Genomic DNA, 20,673 nt, shown 5'->3' on the forward strand with positions numbered 1-20,673 from the left:
GCTCGTGAAGCGCGGTCAGCCGTGCGTCGCGACGACGTCGGGCGCGCTGCTGTGCCGGCATACCGAGCGCGTGCAGCTGCTCGAGGCCGAGCTGTCGGGCCGGATGCCGGCGTTGCCGGGGCCGCTCGCGTCGACGTGGCCGACGCTGCGCGTGGCCGTCAACGACGACAGCGTCGCGACCTGGTTCGTCGACGCCGTCGCGCCATTCTGCGCCGAACGCGAGACCTTGCTCGATCTGGTAATCGACGATCAGGACTATACGGCCGAGCGCATCCGCGACGGCAGCGTGCAGGGCGCGGTCACCGCGCAGGCCGAGCCGATCCAGGGCTGCCGGTCGACGCGGCTCGGGCGCATCCGCTACCGCGCGGTCTGCTCGCCCGCGTTTCATGCGCGCTACTTCGGCGCCGGTATCACGCGCGACGCACTGCGCCGCGCGCCGTGCGTGATGTTCAATCCGAAGGACGGTTTGCAGGCGCGTTTCATCCGGCGCGTGACACGGGCCGATCTCGATCCGCCGCAGCACTGGATACCGCACGTCGCGGGCTATCTGCGCGCCTGCGAAACCGGGCTGGGATGGGGGATGTGCCCGGACCGGATGGTCGACCGTCAACTGGCGGCGGGCGAACTGGTCGACATGTCGGCCGGGCGCACCGTCGACATCGAGCTTTACTGGCAGAGCTGGCGTCTATCGATCGGCTGGCTCGACGATTTCAGCGCGGCGCTGAAGGCGCGCGCCGCGCTGTTTCTCGATTGACGGTGCGGCGGGGAGAGGCGGGGAGGGGCGGAGAAAGGCGCGAAGGCGGCGCGCAGCGCAGGCGCCGCGCGTCGCACGATCACACGTGATGCAGGCCGTCGAAGTCGACGATCTGAACGAGGCGGCCGCGCATTTCGATCAGGCCGCGCTTCTGGAATTTCGACAGCGTGCGGCTGACCGTTTCGAGCGTCATGCCGAGATAGCTGCCGATGTCTTCGCGCGTCATCCGCAGATTGAATTCCGACGGCGAGTAACCGCGCTTCAGATAGCGCGACGACACGTCGAGCAGGAACGCGGCGACCCGCTCCTCGGCATTCAGCGAACCGAGCAGCATCGCCTGCGAGGTTTCGCGCACGATCTGCTCGCTCATCAGCTTGTGCATGCGCAGCTGCATCGAGCCGGCTTCCGAGCAGAGCGCTTTCAGCGCGGCGTACGGAATCACGCAGACGGAGCTGTCTTCGAGCGCGATCGCGGTGCGCGGATGCGTGTCGTCGCAGATGCCGTCGAGGCCGAGCGCTTCGCCGGCGAGATGGAGGCCCGTGACCTGCTCGCGACCGTCGTGACGCGTCGCAACGGTTTTCAGCGAACCGGAACGGACCGCATACAGGTTGTCGAACGCATCGCCTTCGCGGAACAGAGCTTCACCGCGCTTGACGGGACGCGCGGCGCAGATCACCGCTTCGAGGCGGCTCAGCGCTTCGGGGGCGAGGCCTTGCGGCATGCAAAGGTGCCGCATCGCGCACGACGAGCAGTGCGCAGCCTGACGAGGCGCCCAGCCGGCTGCGTGGGGCGTGGCGGCGGGGCGTGTGGCGACGGGCGTCAGCATGATGTTTACTCCGGCGTTGAATCGACGGAATCATTGTCCCACCGCAAGATGCGCGTGTCGGGTGACAAAACGTCGCGACGGCGCGCCCGCGCGTGCGAGCCTTTGAGCGCGTGATACGCATCGCACCGCATCGGGTGCGTGCGCAACGATCTGCGTTCGATCGCCGGTCGATCGGCACGAGGCGGCCGCGCGCCGCGGAAACCGGCGCGCGCGATGCCGCGCTCAGGCCGATGCGCCTGCGTCTGCGTCCGCGTGCGCGGCAGCAGGAATCAGCAGCACGGGCAGCGATGCGTGCCGCACGCACTGTTCGGCGATGCTGCCCAGCACGAGCCGGCGGAAGCCGCGACGCCCGTGCGTGCCGAGTACGAGCAACTCCGCGCCGAACGCTTTTGCGCCGTCGAGGATCAGCGACGAGACGTCGTTGAACGACGACGCCTCGTTGGTCAGCGTCTCGCCCTTGACGCCCGCTGCCTGCATCTGCGCGGAGAATTCCGCCGCGAGTTCGGCGCCCTGCGCGAGCAGCTGATCGCGCAGCACCGACGGATCGTAGCCGGGCACGTTGTAGTAGATCGCGGCGTTCTCGACGACGTAGAGCGCCTGCAGTTCCGCGCCATGCGCTTTCGCGAGCGCGAGTGCTGCTTCGAACGCGTGGCGCGACGTATCGCTGCCGTCGACGGCAACCAGAATGCGTTTGTACATGGTGTCTCCGAGAGGCGGTTGAACGGAAGTCGGCCGGACGGCCGCTCCGGCCTGCGTTGCTGCGTCGCAGAGTAAACGAATGCCCGCGACTTTGCAGTGCCGAGCCGGTCCGCGCGTTGTCGCGGCGAGCGCGCATGACGTGGCGGCGCGACGCAGTATCTTGCGTCGCACGATGCCGCACCATGCACGCACGCATGCGCACCGCGCGCGCCGATACCCGCGCGCGTCGATCGCCCGCGGTGCAGCCGTTCCGCAAACGATCGATTCAAACGCACGTGCCGACGCGCAAGCAACGCGCGCCGCGCCTCGGCGCCGTGCGCGACCTGCCGCGCCGGCTACCGGTTGGCCGGCGCCAGCTCGATCACCCGCCCGGGCCGTCGATCGTGGCCGGGCCCGTACACGCTGCCGTACATCCGGTGCACGGCGCCGAACGTGTCGTCGCCGACGGCGGCCGGCGCGTCGAAACCCTTTTCGACGAGCACATAGCCCGCACGCAGCGCGAACGCCGGATGATTGCCGCCCGGCCGGCTGTCGAAGCCGGCGAGGCCGTCGCCGGCCTCCGGCATCGCGTTGACGAGCGATGCATTGCTGCGCGTGATCTGGTCGGGAGAGAACGGTCCGCCGCCGGCAAGGCGCGCGGCCTCGCGGTGCTTGCCGTCGGTATCGACGGTGCTGTCGAGCGTGTCGTCGTTGTCGAGTTCGATGCTGCGCGGACGGACAGGACGGTTTGGGGTCGATGACGCCATCGCGACGCTCCTCGCGGCGAAACGCTCCGGATCAAGCAAATCCCGTTCCGGGCACGACGGGAAAACGGCGCGCGGGCGATCGCCGCGGTCGCCTGCGCGCGCACTGATTCGTCATGATTTATTTCAACTAGAACCCGCGTTTTCTCCAGAGTATGATTCGTTTCTTGCGAAGCGGCGACAGGGGATGCGAACTCGCCGCCTCTGCCCGCGCCGGGGCGCCAACACCCTCCAAGACGGGTAGTGAACAACAAAGCAAGGGACTAGAGGTGGCGGATTCCATGCAAGCGACTACTGCCTTCACGCATCGCGGTTATCTGTTGAATTGCGCGCCCGCGCGCACCAGCGACGGTTCGTTCAAGCCCTACGTCGTGATCTCGCGATCGAGCGACGGGGAGCTCGTGGCGAACCGTTTTTTTCCGTCCGACCTCCAGTTCAACGACGAGGACGCTGCCATCGCGCACGCGCGCGACTGGGCGGTGCGCTGGATCGACGCGAGCAGCATCACGATGTGACGTCGCGGCTGTGACGGGCATCGGCCATCGAGCCGATGCGCGGCATGCCGCCCGCCGGCGAAAAACGCGGTAATCTTGTCGGACCCGTCACTTTATTCGCGGCCGAGCGACGCAGCTCGGCCGTCTGCTTTGACCTATGTCGACATCACCCGTCCGTCAGTGGGGCCTCGAAGAAATCGTCGCCGGCCTGCGCGAATCGCGCGAGGAGCGCCACCGCACGCGTCATCCGCGCGGCATCCGCGAACTGCCGTCGCGCGACGCGATCTGCAAGATCGTGACCGGCCTGCGCGCGTCGATGTTTCCGACGCATTACGGCGCGCCGGATCTCACCGACGAAAGCGTCGACTACTACGTCGGCCATACGCTCGAAAGCACGCTGCGCATCCTCTCCGAACAGATCCGCCGCGCGCTGCCGTTCCTGCCCGAGCATGCCGATACGCCGCCGGCGGCACTCGAGGAACGCGCGTTCGAGATCGCACGCGAATTCGGCAGGCAGCTGCCGGCGATTCGCGCCTTGCTCGTCAGCGATATCCAGGCCGCCTATGCCGGCGATCCCGCCGCGCAACACATCACCGAAATCCTGCTGTGCTATCCGGGCGTGCTGGCGATGATGCATCACCGGCTCGCGCATGCGCTGCACCGGCTCGGCGTGCCGCTGCTCGCGCGGTTCATCAACGAGATCGCGCATTCGGCCACCGGCATCGACATTCACCCCGGCGCGCAGATCGGGCCGAGCTTCTTCATCGATCACGGCACGGGCGTCGTGATCGGCGAGACGGCGATCATCGGCGAGCGCGTGCGCGTCTATCAGGCCGTCACGCTCGGTGCGAAGAGCTTCCCGGCCGACGGCGACGGCGCGCTCGTCAAGGGCAATGCGCGCCATCCGATCGTCGAGGACGACGTCGTGATCTACGCGGGCGCGACGATTCTCGGCCGCGTGACGATCGGGCGCGGGTCGGTGATCGGCGGCAACGTGTGGCTCACGCACAGCGTGCCGCCCGGCACGAGCGTCGCGCAGGGGAAGGTGCGGGAAGGCGAGCGCGCGGAGAAGCCGTAACGCGGCACGCGCGTGTCGGGAAGCGGCCGCTGCGGGCCGTAGGCAGGAACGCAGGAACGCCGGAATCGGCGCAACGCCGAAGCGGCGAAATCGTCGCCGGCGCAGCGGCTTGTGGCAGTGCAAAAGGCGGCGCGCTTCGCGCGCGCCGATCGTCAGTGCCGGCTGCTCGGCGAGCGATGCTTGTACAGCACGTCCTGATCGACGCGAATCAGGTTCTGCCCCGCATCGACGACGAAATCCACGCCGTTGTACGCGCTGCCCGTCAGCAGCAGGATCGCGCTCGCGACGTCGTCGGGGCCCGCGATGCGCGCGAGCGGCGTCGACGCTCGGCTCGCGTGTTCGAAATCGGCCTGCGTCTGGTCGTCGCTCGGCAGCATCAGGCCCGGGAACACGGCGTTCACACGCAGCACGGGCGCGGCCGACAGCGCGAGCATCTGCGTCAGATTGCCGAGCGCCGCCTTCGCGACCGTATAGCTGAAATGGTCGCGATGGAAGTTTTCCTTGATCTTCTGATCGACGACGTTCACGACGACGCCCTGCGTGCCCGCTGCCCGCGCGCGCTCGTAGAACGCGCGCGTGAGCAGGATCGGCGCGCGACAGTTCACGGTCCACGCGTGATCGAACGCGGCGAGATCGAAGCTCGGGAAATGGTCCTGCCAGAACACCGACGCATTGTTCACGAGCACGTCGAGGCGGCCGAAGCGCGCGTACACGGCGTCGATCAGCGACGCGATCTGGGCCTCGTCGGACAAGTCGGCCTGCAGCGCGACGGAGTCGGGGCCGCGTTCGGCGATCGCGCGGGCCGCCGCTTCGGCCGCGTCGGCCGAGCGGTCGTAGTGCACGGCGGTGCGATAGCCGTGCGCGGCGAAATACTCGGCGAATGCGCGGCCGGCACGGCGCGCGGCGCCGGTCACCAGCACGACGGGCGCATCCGCCGCTTGCTTCGTTGACTGCATTTACGTATTCGTCAGGTTCACGGAAGACGGGTTCGCGACGATCGACAGGAATTCGCGCCGCGTCGACGGATCGGTGCGGAACGTGCCGAGCATCCGCGACGTGACCATCTCGACGCCCGGCTTGTGCACGCCGCGCGTCGAAATGCACTGATGCGCGGCTTCGAGTATCACGCCGACGCCTTTCGGCTGCAGCACGTCGAACAGCGTGTCGGCGATCTGCACCGTCATCTTTTCCTGGATCTGCAGACGCTTCGCGAACGCATCGACGAGGCGCGCGAGCTTCGAGATGCCGACCACACGGTGATTCGGCAGATACGCGACGTGCGCGCGGCCGATGATCGGCACCATGTGATGCTCGCAGTAGCTCTCGAAGCGGATGTCCTTCAGCACGATCATTTCGTCGTAGCCGTCGACTTCGCTGAACGTGCGCGCGAGGATGTCGCGCGGCTCGATCGCATAGCCGGCGAAGAACTGCTCGTAGGCGCGCACGACGCGCGCAGGCGTATCGATCAGCCCTTCGCGCGTCGGATCGTCGCCGGCCCAGCGCAGCAGGACGCGTACGGCGTCCTCGGCTTCTTCACGACTCGGGCGGGATGCGGCCGGCTCGGACCGCGCGGTTTTTTTTCCCATAGCGTTGCTCCATCGAAGGCGCCGTTTGCGGCGGCGCGGTATCCGGGCATTGTTTCATGCTTTCGCGCTTCGTGCGTGCGGCCCCGCGCTCACTTCGGCCACTCGTCCTGCTCGTCGTTGAACAGCGACGCGACGACGCCGCGCAGCCACGCCGTGCGCGGATCGTTGTGGAATTTGCGATGCCAGTGCTGTTTCAGGTCGAAGCGCGGCAATGGCAGCGGCGGCTCGACCGGCACGATGAACGCGTGCTCGGCCGCGTAGGCGTAACCGATCGCGTGCGGCACCGTCGCGATCAGATCGGTGCGGCTCAGGATGAACGGCAGACTCATGAAGTGCGGCGTCTCGAGCACCGCGCGGCGCTGCATTCGCTGCTTCGCGAGATATTTCTCGAGCACTTCCTGGCTGCGTCCCTCGGCGCGCACGACCGCATGCCCGCTTTCGAGGAACTGCTCGACGGTGAACGGCCGCGCCTGCTCGAGCGGGTGGCCGCGCCGCATCAGACACACGAAGCGATGCGTGAACAGACGCTGCTGGAAGAAGTTGTTGCCGTCGAGATCGGGGAAATAGCCGACCGCGAGATCGATCGAGCCGGCCTCGAGGCCGCGCCCGACTTCATCGTGCGGCAGCGACACCGAGCGCAGGTTCGCATGCGGCGCGCACTGCGCGAACGCCTGCAGCAGCTTCGGCAGAAACACGATCTCGCCGACGTCCGACAGCGCGATCGAAAACGTATGCGTGCTCGCGGCCGGATCGAAGTCGTGCGGCGCGACGAGCCCGCGCTCGATCTGCGCGAGCGCGTCGCGCGCGGCGGGCAGCAGCGCGAGCGCACGCGGCGTCGGCTCCATCCCGCGCGAGGTGCGCACGAACAGCGGATCGCCGAAATACGCGCGCAGGCGCCCGAGCGCCGTGCTCACGCGCGGCTGGCTGACGCCGAGCAGTTCGCCCGCGCGGCTCACGTTGCGCGTGTCGTCGAGCGCGACGAGATAGGGAATGAGGTTCAGATCGAGCGCGTCCATTGCCGGCCAATATCTTGAAAACGGATAGAAGTTATCTCCGGAATCGCGTTGCCGCATAGTCGGGAAAGCGCTGAAATGCGTTCACCAATCGAACCAATGTTCAATTTCGAACCGATCCGGTGCAGGCGCGAAGCCGCCGCCCGGTCGACAGGAGACATGTCATGCGCACCCAGGTCGCCATCATCGGCGCCGGCCCCGCCGGCCTTCTGCTTTCCCATCTGCTGCGCCTGCAAGGCGTCGAATCGATCCTCCTCGAAGCGCGCTCGCGCGAATACTGCGAGAACCGCATTCGCGCGGGCGTGCTCGAACAGGGCACCGTCGACACGCTCAATGCGGCCGGCCTCGGCGACCGCATGCGGCGCGAAGGGCTCCAGCATCACGGGATCGAGCTGCTGTTCGGCGGCCAGCGTCACCGCATCGATCTGAGCGGCCTGACCGGCGGCCGCGCGATCACGGTCTATAGCCAGCACGAGGTCGTGCGCGACCTGATCGCGGCCGGCGTCGAGCACGGTCATCCGATGCATTTCGACGTGACCGACGTCGCGCTGCACGATGTCGACGGCGATCGCCCGTTCGTCACGTTCAAGCACGCCGACGGCCGCGCGGACCGCATCGACTGCGACTACATTGCCGGCTGCGACGGCTTCCACGGGATCGCGCGGCAGACGATTCCGGCCGAGCGGCTGCGCACGTTCGAGCGCGTCTATCCGTTCGCGTGGCTCGGCATCCTCGCCGACGCGGCGCCGTCGCTCGACGAGCTCGTCTATGCGCACCACGAGCGCGGCTTCGCGCTGTTCTCGATGCGCTCGCCGACCGTCACGCGGCTGTATCTGCAGTGCCGCCCGGACGAGGATCTCGGCGCCTGGTCCGACGCGCGGATCTGGGACGAACTGCATACGCGCTTTTCGAACGACACGGGCTGGACGCCGACCGAGGGCCGGATCACGCAGAAGAGCGTGACGCCGATGCGCAGCTTCGTGTCGGAGACGATGCAGTACGGCCGCCTGTTCCTCGCCGGCGACGCGGCGCACATCGTGCCGCCGACCGGCGCGAAGGGGATGAACCTCGCGGTCGCCGACGTCCGCGCGCTGTCGCGCGCGCTCGGAGCGCGCTACCGGACCGGCGACGCGACGGCGCTCGATGCGTATTCGGCGACCTGCCTCGAGCGCGTGTGGCGCGCCGAGCATTTCTCGTACTTCATGACGAACATGCTGCACCCGTCTGCCGACGATACGCCGTTCGTGAACCGGCTCAAGCTCGCGGAACTGAAGTACGTGACGCGCTCGCGTGCCGCCGCGCAATCGCTCGCGGAAAACTACGTCGGGCTGCCGTTCGACGACGAAGCCGGCCCCGAAACATCCCGCCTTGACAACGCGCTGTGCGCGACTCTATGATCGGCCCATCGTTCGCTAATCGAATCTAGGTTCGATTAGCGAACAAAACGCCGAAGCCGGAGCCGGTTTCGGCACGGCACGCGGCACGCGCGTGTTCCTCCGACAGCCGCGCATCGTGCCGCGGGTTCGTATCAGGAAGAGACATGGTCAACAAGATTTTCGAATCGCTTCAGTCGGCGGTCGCCGACGTTCACGACGGCGCGACGATCATGATCGGCGGCTTCGGCACGGCCGGCATGCCGTCCGAGCTGATCGACGCGCTGATCGAGCAGGGCGCGCGCGACCTGACGATCGTCAACAACAACGCGGGCAACGGCGAGACGGGCCTGGCGGCCCTGCTGAAGGCGAAGCGGGTGCGCAAGATCATCTGCTCGTTCCCGCGCCAGAGCGACTCGCAGGTGTTCGACGCGCTGTACCGCGCCGGCGAGATCGAGCTGGAGCTCGTGCCGCAGGGCAACCTGGCCGAGCGCATTCGCGCGGCGGGTGCCGGCATCGGCGGCTTCTTCACGCCGACCGGCTATGGCACGAAGCTCGCGGAAGGCAAGGAAACGCGCGTGATCGACGGCAAGCCGTACGTCTTCGAAACGCCGATTCACGCCGATTTCGCGCTCGTGAAGGCGTACAAGGGCGATCGCTGGGGCAATCTCGTCTATCGCAAGACCGCGCGCAACTTCGGGCCGATCATGGCGAGCGCCGCGAAGGTCGCGATCGTGCAGGTGTCGCAGGTCGTGCCGCTCGGCGCGCTGAACCCGGAACACATCGTGACGCCGGGGATTTTCGTGCAGCGCATCGTCGAAGTGCCGCAGGCAGCGCATGCGGCCGAGCTGGCCGCAGCACGCGCATCGCAAGCCGCCTGACCGCCCGAGGAGATCCGACATGAAACGACTGACCCGCGATGAAATGGCCAAGCGCGTCGCCCAGGACATCCCCGAAGGCGCGTATGTAAACCTCGGCATCGGCGTGCCGACGCTGGTGGCGAACCACCTCGATCCGAGCAAGGAAATCTTCCTGCACAGCGAGAACGGCCTGCTCGGCATGGGCCCGGCGCCCGCGCCCGGCGAGGAAGACGACGAGCTGATCAACGCCGGCAAGCAGCACGTGACGCTGCTTACGGGCGGCGCCTACTTCCACCACGCCGATTCGTTCGCGATGATGCGCGGCGGCCATCTCGATTACTGCGTGCTCGGCGCGTTCCAGGTGTCCGCGAACGGCGACCTCGCGAACTGGCATACGGGCGCGCCCGATGCGATTCCGGCGGTCGGCGGCGCGATGGATCTCGCGATCGGCGCGAAGCAGGTGTTCGTGATGATGGAGCACCTGACGAAGCAGGGCGAGAGCAAGATCGTCGCGCAGTGCTCGTATCCGGTGACGGGCGTGCAGTGCGTGAGCCGCATCTATACGGATCTCGCCGTGCTCGACGTGACGTCCGACGGCCTCGCGGTGAGCGAGATCTTCACCGACCTGTCGTTCGACGAACTGCAGAAGCTGACCGGCGTGCCGCTGATCGACGCGACGCGCAAGGCGGCCTGAACCGCAAGCGGCCGGCGCGCGCGTGCGCACGCCGGCGCGCTTCGGTGGACAATAGGCCACCCGTTTTCCCATCCGACGCCATGCTCGAAGACAGCGCCCGCCTGACCTCCCTCATCTGCGGCATCGAGCCGCTCAACCGGATCTGGTCGCCCCGTGCCACCGTCCAGCGGATGCTCGACGTCGAAGCCGCGCTCGCGCGCGCGCTGGCCGTGCAACAGGTCATCCCGGCCGCCGCGGTCGCGCCGATCGAACGCGCGTGCGTGGCCGACCGTCTCGATGCCGATGCGCTCGCGCGCGACGCGGCGCTCGGCGGCAATCTCGCGATTCCGCTCGTCAAGCAGCTCACCGCGCAGGTGAAGGCCGACGATGCCGAGGCCGCGAAGTTCGTCCATTGGGGCGCGACGAGCCAGGACATCATCGATACCGCGACCGTCCTTCAGCTGCGCGATACGCTCGACGTGCTCGAGCCGATGCTCGACGACGCGTGCGCGTCGCTCGCGACGCTCGCGCGCACACATCGCGCGACGCCGATGATCGGCCGCACCTGGCTGCAGCAGGCATTGCCGATCACGCTCGGCCTGAAGTTCGCGCAGTGGCTCGACGCGCTGCTGCGTCATCGCACGCGGCTCGCCGAGCTGCGCGCGCGCGTGCTCGTGCTGCAGTTCGGCGGCGCGGCCGGCACGCTCGCGAGCCTGCGCGATCGCGCGAGCGGCGTGAGCGCCGCCCTGGCCAAAGAGCTCGAGCTCGCCGCACCGCCGGTGCCGTGGCATACGCAGCGCGACCGCATCGCCGAGGCCGCGGCATGGTTCGGCATGCTGATCGGTACGCTCGGCAAGATCGCGCGCGACATCTCGCTGCAGATGCAGACCGAAGTCGGCGAACTCGGCGAACCGGCCGCGGCCGGCAAGGGCGGTTCGTCGACGATGCCGCACAAGCGCAACCCTGTGGGCTGCGCCGCCGTGCTGACGGCCGCGGTGCGCGCACCGGGCCTCGTCGCGACCGTGTTCGCGGGGATGGTCCAGGAACACGAGCGCGCGCTCGGCGGCTGGCAGGCCGAGTGGGACGCGCTGCCCGACCTCGCGCGCCTCGCCGGCGGCGCGCTTGCGCAGATCGCGCAGATCGTCGCGGGCCTCGACGTGAACGCCGAACGCCTCGCGGCGAACCTCGACCTCACGCACGGCTTGATCCTCGGCGAAGCGGTGATGCTCGCGCTCGGCGACCGGATCGGCCGTCTCGACGCGCATCACGTCGTCGAGCACGCGTCGAAGGAAGCCGTGCGCACCGGCGCGACGCTGTTCGACGTGCTCGCCGCCGACGCGACCGTGTCGGCCCACCTGTCGCGCGACGCGCTCGCACAGTTGCTCGACCCCGCTCATTACGTCGGCGAGGCGCATGCCTACGTCGACGCCGTGCTCGCACTGCACGCGCGCACGTAACCACCAGGAGAACACCGATGCCTTTCGCCACCGTCAACGGCGTAAAACTGCATTACCGGATCGATCGTGCCGCGCGCGACGACGCGCCGTGGCTCGTCTTCTCGAACTCGCTCGGCGCGGACCTGCAGATGTGGGCGCCGCAGATTCGTCCGTTCACGCAGCACTTCAACGTGCTGCGTTACGACACGCGCGGCCACGGCCATTCCGATGCGCCGGCCGGCTCGTACACGATCGACCAGCTCGCCGGCGACGTGATCGGCCTGCTCGATCATCTCGGGATCGCGCAGGCGTCGTTCTGCGGGATCTCGATGGGCGGCCTGACCGGCGCCGCACTGGCTGCGCGCTTCCCGTCGCGCATCGTCCGCGCGGTGCTCGCGAACACGGCCGCGAAGATCGGCTCGCCGGAAGTCTGGGCGCCGCGTGCGCACAAGGCGCGCACCGAAGGGATGGCCGCACTCGCCGACGCGGTGCTGCCGCGCTGGTTCACCGATGCGTTCGTGCAGCGCGAGCCGCGCCTGTTCGACGCGATCCGCGACACGTTCGTGCATACCGACAAGGACGGCTATGCGGCGAACTGCGACGCGCTGAATGCGGCCGACTTGCGCGAGGAAGTGAAGGGCATCGCGCTGCCGGTGCTCGTCGTGACCGGTGCGCACGATCTCTCGACGCCGCCCGACCAGGGCCGCGCACTGGCCGCCGCGATTCCGGGCGCGCGTCACGTCGAATTCGACGCCGCGCACATTTCGAACATCGAGCGCACCGACGATTTCAATCGCGCGCTGCTCGATTTCCTGACCGCGTGAGGCAGCGACGATGGACGACCAGCAACGTTACGAAGCCGGAATGAAGGTGCGCCGCGCGGTACTCGGCGACGCGCATGTCGACCGCTCGATCGAGAACCGCACGGAGGTGACCGAGGAATTCCAGAACCTGATCACGCGCTATGCGTGGGGCGAGATCTGGACGCGCGATGGCCTGCCGCGCCATACGCGCAGCCTGCTGACGATCGCGATGATGGTCGCGCTGAACCGCAGCGAGGAACTGGCGCTGCATCTGCGCGCCGCACGCAACAACGGCGTGACGCGCGACGAGATCAAGGAAGTGCTGCTGCAGACCGCGATCTATTGCGGCGTGCCGGCGGCGAATTCCGCGTTCCATCTCGCGGATCGCATCTTCAAGGAACAGGACGCGGCAGGCTAAGCGCGACTGGCAACGAACGCGCCGGCAGTGCATCGGCGCGCCGCGTACCGGATGGCCGGTACGCAAACAAAGGAATGGCCCGGCGCCCGCCGGGCCGCCGACAATCCGGCGTCGCGGCACGCAGCGCATCGAGCGCCTGCCGAGCCCGACATCGACAAGGAGACAGACAGTGAATCGCACCGCGGTGGTCGACGTCCAGACCTTCATCAACGAGCAGCCGTTCGGCGGCTTTCAGTGGCTCGTGTTTCTCATGTGTTTCGTGATCGTCCTGCTCGACGGATTCGATACGGCCGCGATCGGCTTTATCGCGCCGTCGCTGCTCGGCGAATGGAATCTCACCAAGCCCGATCTCGCGCCGGTGCTGAGCGCCGCGCTGTTCGGCCTCGCCTGCGGCGCGCTCGTGTCGGGCCCGCTGTCGGATCGGCTCGGGCGACGCGTGCTGCTGCTCGGCTCGGTGTTCCTGTTCGGCATCGCGTGCCTCGTGTCCGCGTTCTCGACGACGATCGGGCATCTGACCGTGCTGCGCTTCGTGACCGGCGTCGGGCTCGGCGCCGCGATGCCGAATGCGGTCACGATGATGGGCGAGTTCTGCCCGGACAAGCGCCGCGCGACCGTGATCAACCTGATGTTCTGCGGCTTTCCGCTCGGTGCGGCATTCGGCGGGTTTCTCGCCGCGTGGATGATTCCGCATTTCGGCTGGCGCAGCGTGCTGGTGCTCGGCGGCGTGACGCCGCTGCTGCTCGGCGTGCTGCTGCTGTTGAAGATGCCCGAATCGGTGCGCTTCATGGTCGCGCACGGCCATCCGGTCGACCGGATCCGCGCGACGCTCGCGCGCATCTCGCGCGACGCGCTGAACGCGAGCGCGTTCGCGATGACCGAGTCGGCGCCGCAGACCGGCGGCAAGGGGCTCGGCGTCGTGCTGTCGCGCTCCTACGTGATCGGCTCGGTGATGCTGTGGGCCGCGTACTTCATGGGGCTCGTGATCTTCTACGCGTCGATCAACTGGATGCCGATTCTGCTGAAGGATGCGGGCCTTACGCCGAAGAGCGCGACGCTGATTTCCGCGCTGTTCCCGCTCGGCGGCGTCGGTGCAGTGCTGTGCGGTGTGCTGATGGATCGCTTCAACGCGAACCGCGTGATCGCCGTCTGCTATGCGCTGACGGCCGTCAGCGTCTATGCGATCGGGCAGGCGGCCGGCAACGTCGGGCTCCTCGTGCTGGTCGTGTTCGTCGCCGGCGTGCTGATGAACACCGCGCAATCGTCGATGCCCGCGCTCGCGGCTGCGTTTTATCCGACCGAAGGGCGTGGCACCGGTGTCGCGTGGATGCTCGGCGTCGGGCGCTTCGGCGGGATTGCCGGGTCGTTTCTGGTTGCGGAACTCACGCGCCGGCATTTCTCGTTCGCCGGCGTGTTCGCGACGATCGCGGTGGCCGGGCTGCTTGCCTGCGTCGCGCTGCTGATCAAGCAGATCGCGCGCCCGCATCGGACGACGCCGTCGACCGGCACGATCGAGCCGATCGGGCACTGAGCGGGGACAGGCTCGGCGTGCCGGCGTTCGGGAGGCGCGCCGGGCTCGGCCAATGGGTCGTGGGTCGCGGCTCGCCCCTCGCGACTCGCGTGCGTCGTCGCGCAAAAGCATCCGGGCCGCATTCGCGGCCCGTCGACTCGGCGGCACGTGTGCCGCCGTTCATTCTTCCGCGTCGTGTTCCTTGACGAACGTGCGCAGATACGCGCGCAGCGCGGCCTCGCGGCAGCGGTGATCGGCGAGATTCGCGGCGCCCATCTCTTCCTCGTCGCCGAACAGCGTCGGCGGCGCGCAGTAAGTGCCGACTTCGATGTCCTCGCGCAGCACGCGGATGTCGTGCGTGCCCGGATGGTATTCGGCCACCCAATGCATTCCTTCGATGCGCTCGCCCGCCCTCAGCATTGGCTTCATCGGCAATCTCCCGGCAGCGGCGGCGCAGCCGGCGAAGCGGCTGCACGCGTCAGTAGCGAGAGCGTACGCCTGCGTCGCGCGAAGCTCAATGGGCGGTGAGCGCTCACTGCGGCAATACGTGCGCGACGAGCGGATACAGGGACAGGATCAGCAGCACGGCCATCGTCACGTTGAAGATGCGCAGCGCGCGCGGATTCGACAGGAAACGCCGCAGGCCGAGACCGAACGCGGCCCACAGGCTGATGCACGGAAAGCCGATCAGCACGAACACGACGGCCATCCACGCGGCGTTCATGCCGTAATCGGCGGACAGGCGGATCGTCGTCGCGGCGGTCAGCACCATCATCCATGCCTTCGGATTGACCCACTGGAACGCGGCGGCTTCGATGAACGTCATCGGCCGCGGCTTCGCGCCGTGCGCCTTCACTTCGCCGGACGTGCCGATGCGCCACGCGAGATACAGCAGATAGGCGACGCTCGCGACTTCGAGAATCGTGTACAGCAGCGGCACGCGCTTGAACGCTTCGCCGAGCCCGAAGCCGACGCAGAGCATGAGGATCGCGACGCCGATGCTGATGCCGAACAGGTGCGGCATCGTGCGGCGGAAGCCGAAGTTGACGCCCGAGGCGAGCAGCATCGTGTTGTTCGGGCCGGGCGTGATCGACGTGACGAGCGCGAACAGCATGCCGGCGGGCAGCGCGCTCAGCGTGAGGAATTCCATCGCGGGTTCTCCATTCGGGTTCTGGGCAGGAATGGGGTCAGTGTAATGACGATTGTCAGTACAGTACCGGTACAGATTGCCTGGCGAATGCCGGTACGGGGAGGGCGGTGAGGCCGGGCGCGTGCTCACACGCTGTTGTCTCTCAGAAAAGATGTCCGCAGTCTCAAGAAGTTGTGTTTGAATAATTGGCTAGCTTTCATGCGTTTGGAATGTAACCCGTATGGATAGGCATAAAACGATCGGAGAATATTTGGCGATGACGGCCTACGACGCAATGTTTAGTCGATGGTGTCAGATCGATATCGCCGCATTGGCGACGCTCAATCGTCGTTTCACGTCTGGGCGTGTCTCCACAAGCCAATGGGGTACTCGATGCTTAGGGCAGGGCGCAAGCCATCTGCCGAAGCTACTCGGCTCGTTCGGCTAACCCTCCCCGTGCAGGTCGATGCGGCACTTGAGCGCATCGCCAAGATCGGCCTCTGCGGCCGCTCCGAGTCGGAGGTTGTCGCGATATTGCTTTAGCGAGAACTTGATCCAATCGCCGGGGATGGCTTTGTCGATCGTCTTGATGACCTGACGAAGTAGACCTAGAGGCTCTGTGCAGTCTTTCTGCGGCACACACTTCCCCTTGTCATACCAATCGTGGCGATGTGAGCCCTGGCTATTTGTGTTGCTTTGCAACCCGGCCCGCACTTGTCCTGGGAGTGTAACCTTCGCGCAACGGATGCTTATCGGCCGGCCGGCACCGTTCATCCGTCACCGCAAATCTGCGCGTCGTTTGAACACCTATAGATTAATTTTCGTCGATTTCCGTGCGGACGCCGTTCAGAAGTTTGACGAATGAATCGACCCTACTCGCGAAACATACGAGCCGATACTTGTACAAAAAGGGAAATTATTTCCTTCTCATTTTCAGCGTTCCCATAACGCCTGACTCTATTTTTTGATTCGAACGAGGGTTCTTCCGCCTTTGTTGTTGCGGAGAAGAAGAAAAAATTTACTTGTCCGCCGGCTGGGTCACCACATACATTGGGAGATAGGACACGTGTAGGTGGAAGGCGATGACTCCATTCTCAAACGCATTGGTGCACTACCGAAAGCGAGCCGGCCTCAGTCAGACGAATGTGGCCAGGCAGCTTGGGGTCGCGATTCAATATGTCTGGAAGTTGGAACGCGCGGTTAAGCCGCCACCATCGACCGAACAAATCGAGCGGATTGCCGCGGTACTCGGCATGAGCAACGCCGATGTCGCTTCATTACTTGAAGCCGCTCTGGACTCGCAAAGGAAATTGCGGTTACCTGACGACCTGCACTCAGATACGTTGCGCCTGATCAATCGCCTGGTGCGAGCGTCGATGCGTCTAAGCGGTGACGAAGTCACCTTGCTTGATGAGCTGGTGGCGAGGCTGGATCGGTAACGTCATCCTGAAAATGCCTTTCCCCATCAACCTATTGAATTAGGAGTACTGCCTATTCGACAGAAAAGAAAAAACCAACCCTTTACGACGGATTGGTTCTTTCGACCCGACTGAGCGCGAGCACAACTGAAACCTAAGCAACTTCAGTATAGCTCTCCCCTCATCGGCGTCAAGGCCCAACTCGTCTCCTCGTTGCGTGGAAATGACATCCGCGCGGCCGGCGCTCGTCCACTTGGACTGGCGCCCCCGACATCTACGCGCCCGAAAGGGCGCAGGAGACATCATCATGCCTTCGTACGATACCCGCAGTGGCGGAAATTTTCGAGGTTTCACGCCCTCTGTCAAAAACGCTTGCTCGATGCCTTGGTATTCCCTGGCGGAAGAGGCGACGACCCTCTTGCTCGAGTTCAGCCCTGAGGTACTGCGCTTTCGTAGCGCTCAAGATAGAACATTTGTTCTTCGTGAGGCCGGCCAGCTTTTTCGGTACACGCCGGATTACGAGATTGTGCGGCGCGACAGTTCGACTGTCTTCGTCGAAGCCAAGCCAGCAAAGGATCTGCAGAAGCCTTCAGTGCAGGCCCGCATGGCGCGTGCGAGAGCCGTCCTTGCGGAGCACGGACACGCCCTTTTCATTTGGGATGAACGTACCTACATCTCCGGCACCCGTCACGAGACTCTGCGGCTCTTGCGGCCGTGGCTGGGGCGAATTTCGTCCGAACGGATCCGGGAAGCACAGTGGCTCGTTGAAAAGAAGTATCCGAAAACCCTCCGAAACCTCGTGCATCTGGCCCGTTCGCGCGACGTTGCGTTGACCTGGATCGCCAATGGCGCCGCGGGTATCGATCTCGATGTGCCGCTGACCTCCGACGCAGCCATTTACGTCGCTCCTTCGGAGGTGCGTGATGCAAAAATTTTTGCTTAAGCGTGGCGTCGAGTTCCGTGAGGGCGAGTATGTCTGGCACGTTCAGACTGCGCTGCCCGACGGTCGAATCGAGCTCAGCTCCGACTACAGCTCGCCAATACGCCTGCACGAAACTGAAATATGGGCACGCCACGGTAATGGGACATGGTCCGTCAGTATCGAATCGCTACGTGAGACGGCTGCGTCACCGATTGTTGTTGCTCGACGTGATGTCACCACCTTCAAAGAAGAAGATCTTGTCGTGATGCGTGCGCGACTCGTCTACCTAAGAGCCGTCGAGGAGGCGAAGTGCTCGCGCGTCCACGAAGTCGAGACCGTCATCAAACGGGTGGCGTGCGAGGTTGGCGCATCGATACCGCCAACCTATCGATCCTTCTGTCGGTGGAGAAAACGCTACCAGCCGTCACGTGATGTCATGGACGTGGTGCCGCGACATGAAAACAAGGGACGACGCGAAATTCGCGATGGTTCACTGCTCACGCGGGTGGAAGATGTCATCGAAACGCACTATCTCAACGGCCAGAAACTCAACGTCGCGAGATTGTCCGATCAAGTAGAGGAGGCCATTGACGCTCATAACGAACGCGACCTGGAAAATCCGCTACCCACGATTAGTAGAGCGACGCTTTATCGCCATGTCGGGAAACTGAACAGCTATCTCGTCACCGCGGCCCGGGAGGGCCGCACTGAAGCACTGAAGCAGTATAGACCGGTGTTCCATCGGCTCAAAACAAAACGACTCAACGAGCGGTGGGAGATTGACCACACGCCGGTGAACTTGCTGTGCGTCTGTGAGCGCACCCGTATGGTCATCGTCCGTCCCGTACTGACGCTCATCATTGATGCGCACACTCGCATGGTGATGGGGTTTCATATCGGGGCGCGCTCATGGCCAGGAGGAGGTTGGATGGGCAATGCAAATGGCCATGCTCAGCAAGCGCGATCTACTGAACCGATTAAGCCTCGGGCATCTTGAATGGTTGGCGCGAGGTGTAGCCGAGATGATCTTCGGTGACAACGCGTGGGAGTTCCACGGCGGCGCCACACGAGCCGGCTGCGACGAGTTGGGGATTTCACTCGTGTACTGCCCGAGCCGTGCACCATGGTTCAAAGGCCGTGTGGAGCGGTTCATGCGCACGATAGCGGAACAACTCTTCCATTTGATTCCGGGGACGACTTGGTCGAATACCAAGGATCGTGGAGAGTACCCGTCCGAGAAGCTTGCGTGTGTGACCCTCGAACAGCTAACGGTGTTTGTCGTGCGCTGGATTGTGGAATGTTACCAGCACGCGCCACATCGTGGCTTGAAGGGCAAGACACCGTTTCAGGCATGGCAGGAAAGTGCACGGCTGACCCCTATCTACATGCCGGCCGATCCCGATCAGCTTTCCGTCGCGTTCTCGGACACCATCATACGTCCGATCACGAACAGTGGCGTGACGTTTGATCACCTGTCGTACAACTCCAGTGCGTTGCAACTGCTTCGTCACAGCATATCGGACGACGAAAAAGTCAAGGTTCGGTATTTCAACGAGCAGACCAGCTTTGTCTACGTCTACAACCCAAGGCAGAAAGAATACCTTCGCGTTGATTGCACCGATCCAGATTACACGAAGGATTTGACCAGATGGATGCACAACGAAGTCACGTGCGCCATGCGAGACAGCAGCGTCGATATCAACCCTGTCTCGCTTCGAAAAGCGCGTATCCGTCTCGCAGACGACATTGCCAAGGCGGAGCTTGATCAGAAACTCAAGAAGCGCAAATGGGTTGCGCAGATCAAGGGGAAGTCGAGCAAGGATCTTTTGTTGGGAGCCACTGGTGGGAACGCCGTGGACAATTTCGCCCAGTCCGATCAAGTGGACTCCATGGTCGTTAGATTCGATAGTGTTCCTGAATTTTCTGTTACGAAGCGCAATGAACGGTAAGGAGCTGATCATGAAGCGATTTAATGTCCGTAAAAGCATTGTCGAACATCCCGATTTCGTTACTGCGCTCAAGAGTATCGAGGAGATCCATCAATGGCTGCGGGAATCCGGTGAAGCAGGATGTCTGGCGACGATTGGGGCGTCGGGAGCCGGAAAATCGACCGTGCTCGAATGCTATCGTGCCCAATTCCCGGTGCGAGAGGAGGTGTTGCGCCGGCACGTGCCGGTTCTCTATGTCATCGTGCCTGCAGTACCGACTGTCAGATCGCTGGCTGAAGCTATGTTGATTGCCTTGGGTGAAATCGCGCAAGCTGGTCAATCGAGTGCGCGCCTGACAGAGCAGATTGTCAAACTGGTACACGGCTGTGGCGTGGAGATCATCGTGCTCGACGAGTTTCAGCACTTCGTCGAGGGCGATCGCCGTTCGCTGAGACAGGTTGCGAACTGGCTGAAGGTGCTGCTGGACCGGCTCCCAGCTGCTGTTGTGCTCGCGGGGCTGCCGTCGCTGCTGGGTGTGCTGCGAGTCAATGGGCAATTGCGGCGCCGGTTTTCTCGCGTGACGGAGATGCGCCCGTTCAATGTGAACACCAACGAAGGCGCCCAAACGTTCATTGGCGTGATGCAGGCGCTCGCCAAAGATATGCCATTGCCGATGACGGATATTGTCGACAAGCGTGTCGTGATGAAGTTGTACTACGCAACTGCCGGACTGGTGGACTACATGTGCAAGCTGTTGAATGGTGCTTACCAGGTTGCCGAGAGACGCGGTGGGAAAAGTGTCACGCTGAACGATTTTGCCGCGGCGTTTCCCGTTCATATCTGGAGGGATGCACCACCTTCTCGCGATCCCTTCGATTCGAAGTTTAATGGCGTTCCGCTTGACCAACCGGGTGAACCGTTTGCGGAGGACGTGCAATGACGACCCCTCTTCTTCTTGGCGTTTGGAGTGGCCCCACGTATCTGAGGACACGAGGACTCTCTTAAAATAAGGG

At 64.8% G+C, this 20,673-nt stretch carries 25 protein-coding genes; 15 read left to right on the plus strand and 10 right to left on the minus strand.

The window, feature by feature from the left end; genetic code table 11:
- Positions 1-754, plus strand: a 754-nt coding sequence (locus ACSHSS_RS31815) for a LysR family transcriptional regulator ArgP (protein WP_445546105.1), incomplete at its 5' end; no start/stop codon positions are given.
- Positions 755-833: 79 nt separating this feature from the next.
- Here ACSHSS_RS31815 and fnr read toward each other — a convergent pair.
- From fnr to ACSHSS_RS31830, 3 genes are all read right to left on the minus strand, one after another.
- Positions 834-1,580, minus strand: a complete 747-nt coding sequence (fnr, locus tag ACSHSS_RS31820; RefSeq protein ID WP_006397586.1) for a fumarate/nitrate reduction transcriptional regulator Fnr — start codon at positions 1,578-1,580, stop codon at positions 834-836.
- 222 nt (positions 1,581-1,802) lie between these two features.
- On the minus strand, positions 1,803-2,279 hold the full coding sequence (locus ACSHSS_RS31825) for a universal stress protein (protein WP_039222801.1): 477 nt from the start codon (positions 2,277-2,279) through the stop codon (positions 1,803-1,805).
- A gap of 335 nt (positions 2,280-2,614) precedes the next feature.
- Entirely contained in the window at positions 2,615-3,025 is a 411-nt protein-coding gene (locus ACSHSS_RS31830; RefSeq protein ID WP_060040055.1) for a DUF3005 domain-containing protein, read from the minus strand.
- Between the two features lie 278 nt (positions 3,026-3,303).
- Between ACSHSS_RS31830 and ACSHSS_RS31835 the strand changes: the two genes are divergently transcribed.
- Both ACSHSS_RS31835 and epsC read left to right on the plus strand, forming a co-directional pair.
- Positions 3,304-3,537: a hypothetical protein gene (locus ACSHSS_RS31835; RefSeq protein ID WP_006404583.1), complete on the plus strand. Its 234-nt coding sequence runs from the start codon at positions 3,304-3,306 to the stop codon at positions 3,535-3,537.
- Between the two features lie 136 nt (positions 3,538-3,673).
- Entirely contained in the window at positions 3,674-4,594 is a 921-nt protein-coding gene (gene epsC / locus ACSHSS_RS31840) for a serine O-acetyltransferase EpsC (RefSeq protein WP_006397591.1), read from the plus strand.
- A 152-nt stretch (positions 4,595-4,746) separates the two neighbouring features.
- Here the strand turns inward: epsC and ACSHSS_RS31845 are convergent, their stop codons facing one another.
- From ACSHSS_RS31845 to ACSHSS_RS31860, 4 genes are all read right to left on the minus strand, one after another.
- Positions 4,747-5,550: an SDR family oxidoreductase gene (locus tag ACSHSS_RS31845; protein ID WP_006397592.1), complete on the minus strand. Its 804-nt coding sequence runs from the start codon at positions 5,548-5,550 to the stop codon at positions 4,747-4,749.
- Complete coding sequence (gene folE, locus ACSHSS_RS31850; protein WP_006397593.1) at positions 5,551-6,180, minus strand: GTP cyclohydrolase I FolE; 630 nt, start codon at positions 6,178-6,180, stop codon at positions 5,551-5,553.
- Positions 6,181-6,269: 89 nt separating this feature from the next.
- Positions 6,270-7,196 (minus strand): LysR family transcriptional regulator, encoded by a 927-nt coding sequence (locus tag ACSHSS_RS31855; protein ID WP_012467756.1) that lies wholly within the window; start codon positions 7,194-7,196, stop codon positions 6,270-6,272.
- Positions 7,178-7,354 carry a hypothetical protein gene (locus ACSHSS_RS31860; RefSeq protein ID WP_153259981.1) on the minus strand — a complete coding sequence of 59 codons (177 nt, stop codon included), beginning with the start codon at positions 7,352-7,354 and terminating at the stop codon, positions 7,178-7,180. The genes ACSHSS_RS31855 and ACSHSS_RS31860 overlap by 19 nt, the downstream gene beginning before the upstream one ends.
- 3 nt (positions 7,355-7,357) lie before the next feature.
- Between ACSHSS_RS31860 and pobA the strand changes: the two genes are divergently transcribed.
- The 7 genes from pobA (at position 7,358) to ACSHSS_RS31895 (ending at position 14,284) form a co-directional block, all read left to right on the plus strand.
- Positions 7,358-8,590: a 4-hydroxybenzoate 3-monooxygenase gene (pobA, locus tag ACSHSS_RS31865; RefSeq protein ID WP_006397595.1), complete on the plus strand. Its 1,233-nt coding sequence runs from the start codon at positions 7,358-7,360 to the stop codon at positions 8,588-8,590.
- A 143-nt stretch (positions 8,591-8,733) separates the two neighbouring features.
- A complete protein-coding gene (locus ACSHSS_RS31870; protein WP_006397597.1) occupies positions 8,734-9,447 on the plus strand; it encodes a 3-oxoacid CoA-transferase subunit A in 714 nt (237 codons plus the stop codon).
- Positions 9,448-9,466: 19 nt separating this feature from the next.
- Entirely contained in the window at positions 9,467-10,120 is a 654-nt protein-coding gene (locus ACSHSS_RS31875) for a CoA transferase subunit B (RefSeq protein WP_006397598.1), read from the plus strand.
- An 80-nt stretch (positions 10,121-10,200) separates the two neighbouring features.
- The gene (locus ACSHSS_RS31880) at positions 10,201-11,556 is read left to right on the plus strand and encodes a 3-carboxy-cis,cis-muconate cycloisomerase (RefSeq protein ID WP_261532507.1); all 1,356 of its coding nucleotides are present in this window, start codon (positions 10,201-10,203) and stop codon (positions 11,554-11,556) included.
- Between the two features lie 17 nt (positions 11,557-11,573).
- Complete coding sequence (pcaD, locus tag ACSHSS_RS31885; protein ID WP_060040064.1) at positions 11,574-12,359, plus strand: 3-oxoadipate enol-lactonase; 786 nt, start codon at positions 11,574-11,576, stop codon at positions 12,357-12,359.
- Positions 12,360-12,369: 10 nt separating this feature from the next.
- Positions 12,370-12,756, plus strand: coding sequence for a 4-carboxymuconolactone decarboxylase (gene pcaC, locus ACSHSS_RS31890; protein WP_006397602.1), 387 nt, complete (start codon positions 12,370-12,372; stop codon positions 12,754-12,756).
- Positions 12,757-12,925: 169 nt separating this feature from the next.
- Positions 12,926-14,284 (plus strand): MFS transporter, encoded by a 1,359-nt coding sequence (locus ACSHSS_RS31895; protein ID WP_006397603.1) that lies wholly within the window; start codon positions 12,926-12,928, stop codon positions 14,282-14,284.
- Between the two features lie 159 nt (positions 14,285-14,443).
- On the opposite strand, the gene ACSHSS_RS31900 is transcribed toward ACSHSS_RS31895, so the two are convergent.
- The 3 genes from ACSHSS_RS31900 to ACSHSS_RS31910 form a co-directional block, all read right to left on the minus strand.
- Entirely contained in the window at positions 14,444-14,692 is a 249-nt protein-coding gene (locus ACSHSS_RS31900) for a hypothetical protein (RefSeq protein WP_012217756.1), read from the minus strand.
- Between the two features lie 103 nt (positions 14,693-14,795).
- A complete protein-coding gene (locus ACSHSS_RS31905) occupies positions 14,796-15,413 on the minus strand; it encodes a LysE family translocator (RefSeq protein WP_006397605.1) in 618 nt (205 codons plus the stop codon).
- Positions 15,414-15,836: 423 nt separating this feature from the next.
- Entirely contained in the window at positions 15,837-16,031 is a 195-nt protein-coding gene (locus ACSHSS_RS31910; RefSeq protein ID WP_261532508.1) for a hypothetical protein, read from the minus strand.
- Positions 16,032-16,474: 443 nt separating this feature from the next.
- Here ACSHSS_RS31910 and ACSHSS_RS31915 point away from each other — a divergent pair, with 443 nt between their 5' ends.
- The 5 genes from ACSHSS_RS31915 (at position 16,475) to ACSHSS_RS31935 (ending at position 20,600) form a co-directional block, all read left to right on the plus strand.
- A complete protein-coding gene (locus ACSHSS_RS31915) occupies positions 16,475-16,831 on the plus strand; it encodes a helix-turn-helix domain-containing protein (RefSeq protein WP_261532509.1) in 357 nt (118 codons plus the stop codon).
- Between the two features lie 286 nt (positions 16,832-17,117).
- Positions 17,118-17,753 carry a hypothetical protein gene (locus tag ACSHSS_RS31920; RefSeq protein WP_261532510.1) on the plus strand — a complete coding sequence of 212 codons (636 nt, stop codon included), beginning with the start codon at positions 17,118-17,120 and terminating at the stop codon, positions 17,751-17,753.
- A complete protein-coding gene (locus ACSHSS_RS31925; protein ID WP_261532511.1) occupies positions 17,734-18,729 on the plus strand; it encodes a hypothetical protein in 996 nt (331 codons plus the stop codon). Before ACSHSS_RS31920 ends, ACSHSS_RS31925 begins: the two co-directional genes overlap by 20 nt.
- Positions 18,674-19,681 (plus strand): Mu transposase C-terminal domain-containing protein, encoded by a 1,008-nt coding sequence (locus ACSHSS_RS31930; RefSeq protein ID WP_261532512.1) that lies wholly within the window; start codon positions 18,674-18,676, stop codon positions 19,679-19,681. Before ACSHSS_RS31925 ends, ACSHSS_RS31930 begins: the two co-directional genes overlap by 56 nt.
- The gene (locus tag ACSHSS_RS31935) at positions 19,671-20,600 is read left to right on the plus strand and encodes a TniB family NTP-binding protein (protein ID WP_261536988.1); all 930 of its coding nucleotides are present in this window, start codon (positions 19,671-19,673) and stop codon (positions 20,598-20,600) included. Before ACSHSS_RS31930 ends, ACSHSS_RS31935 begins: the two co-directional genes overlap by 11 nt.
- Positions 20,601-20,673: the final 73 nt, after the last annotated feature.

It is taken from the genome of Burkholderia sp. BC1, assembly GCF_052683555.1.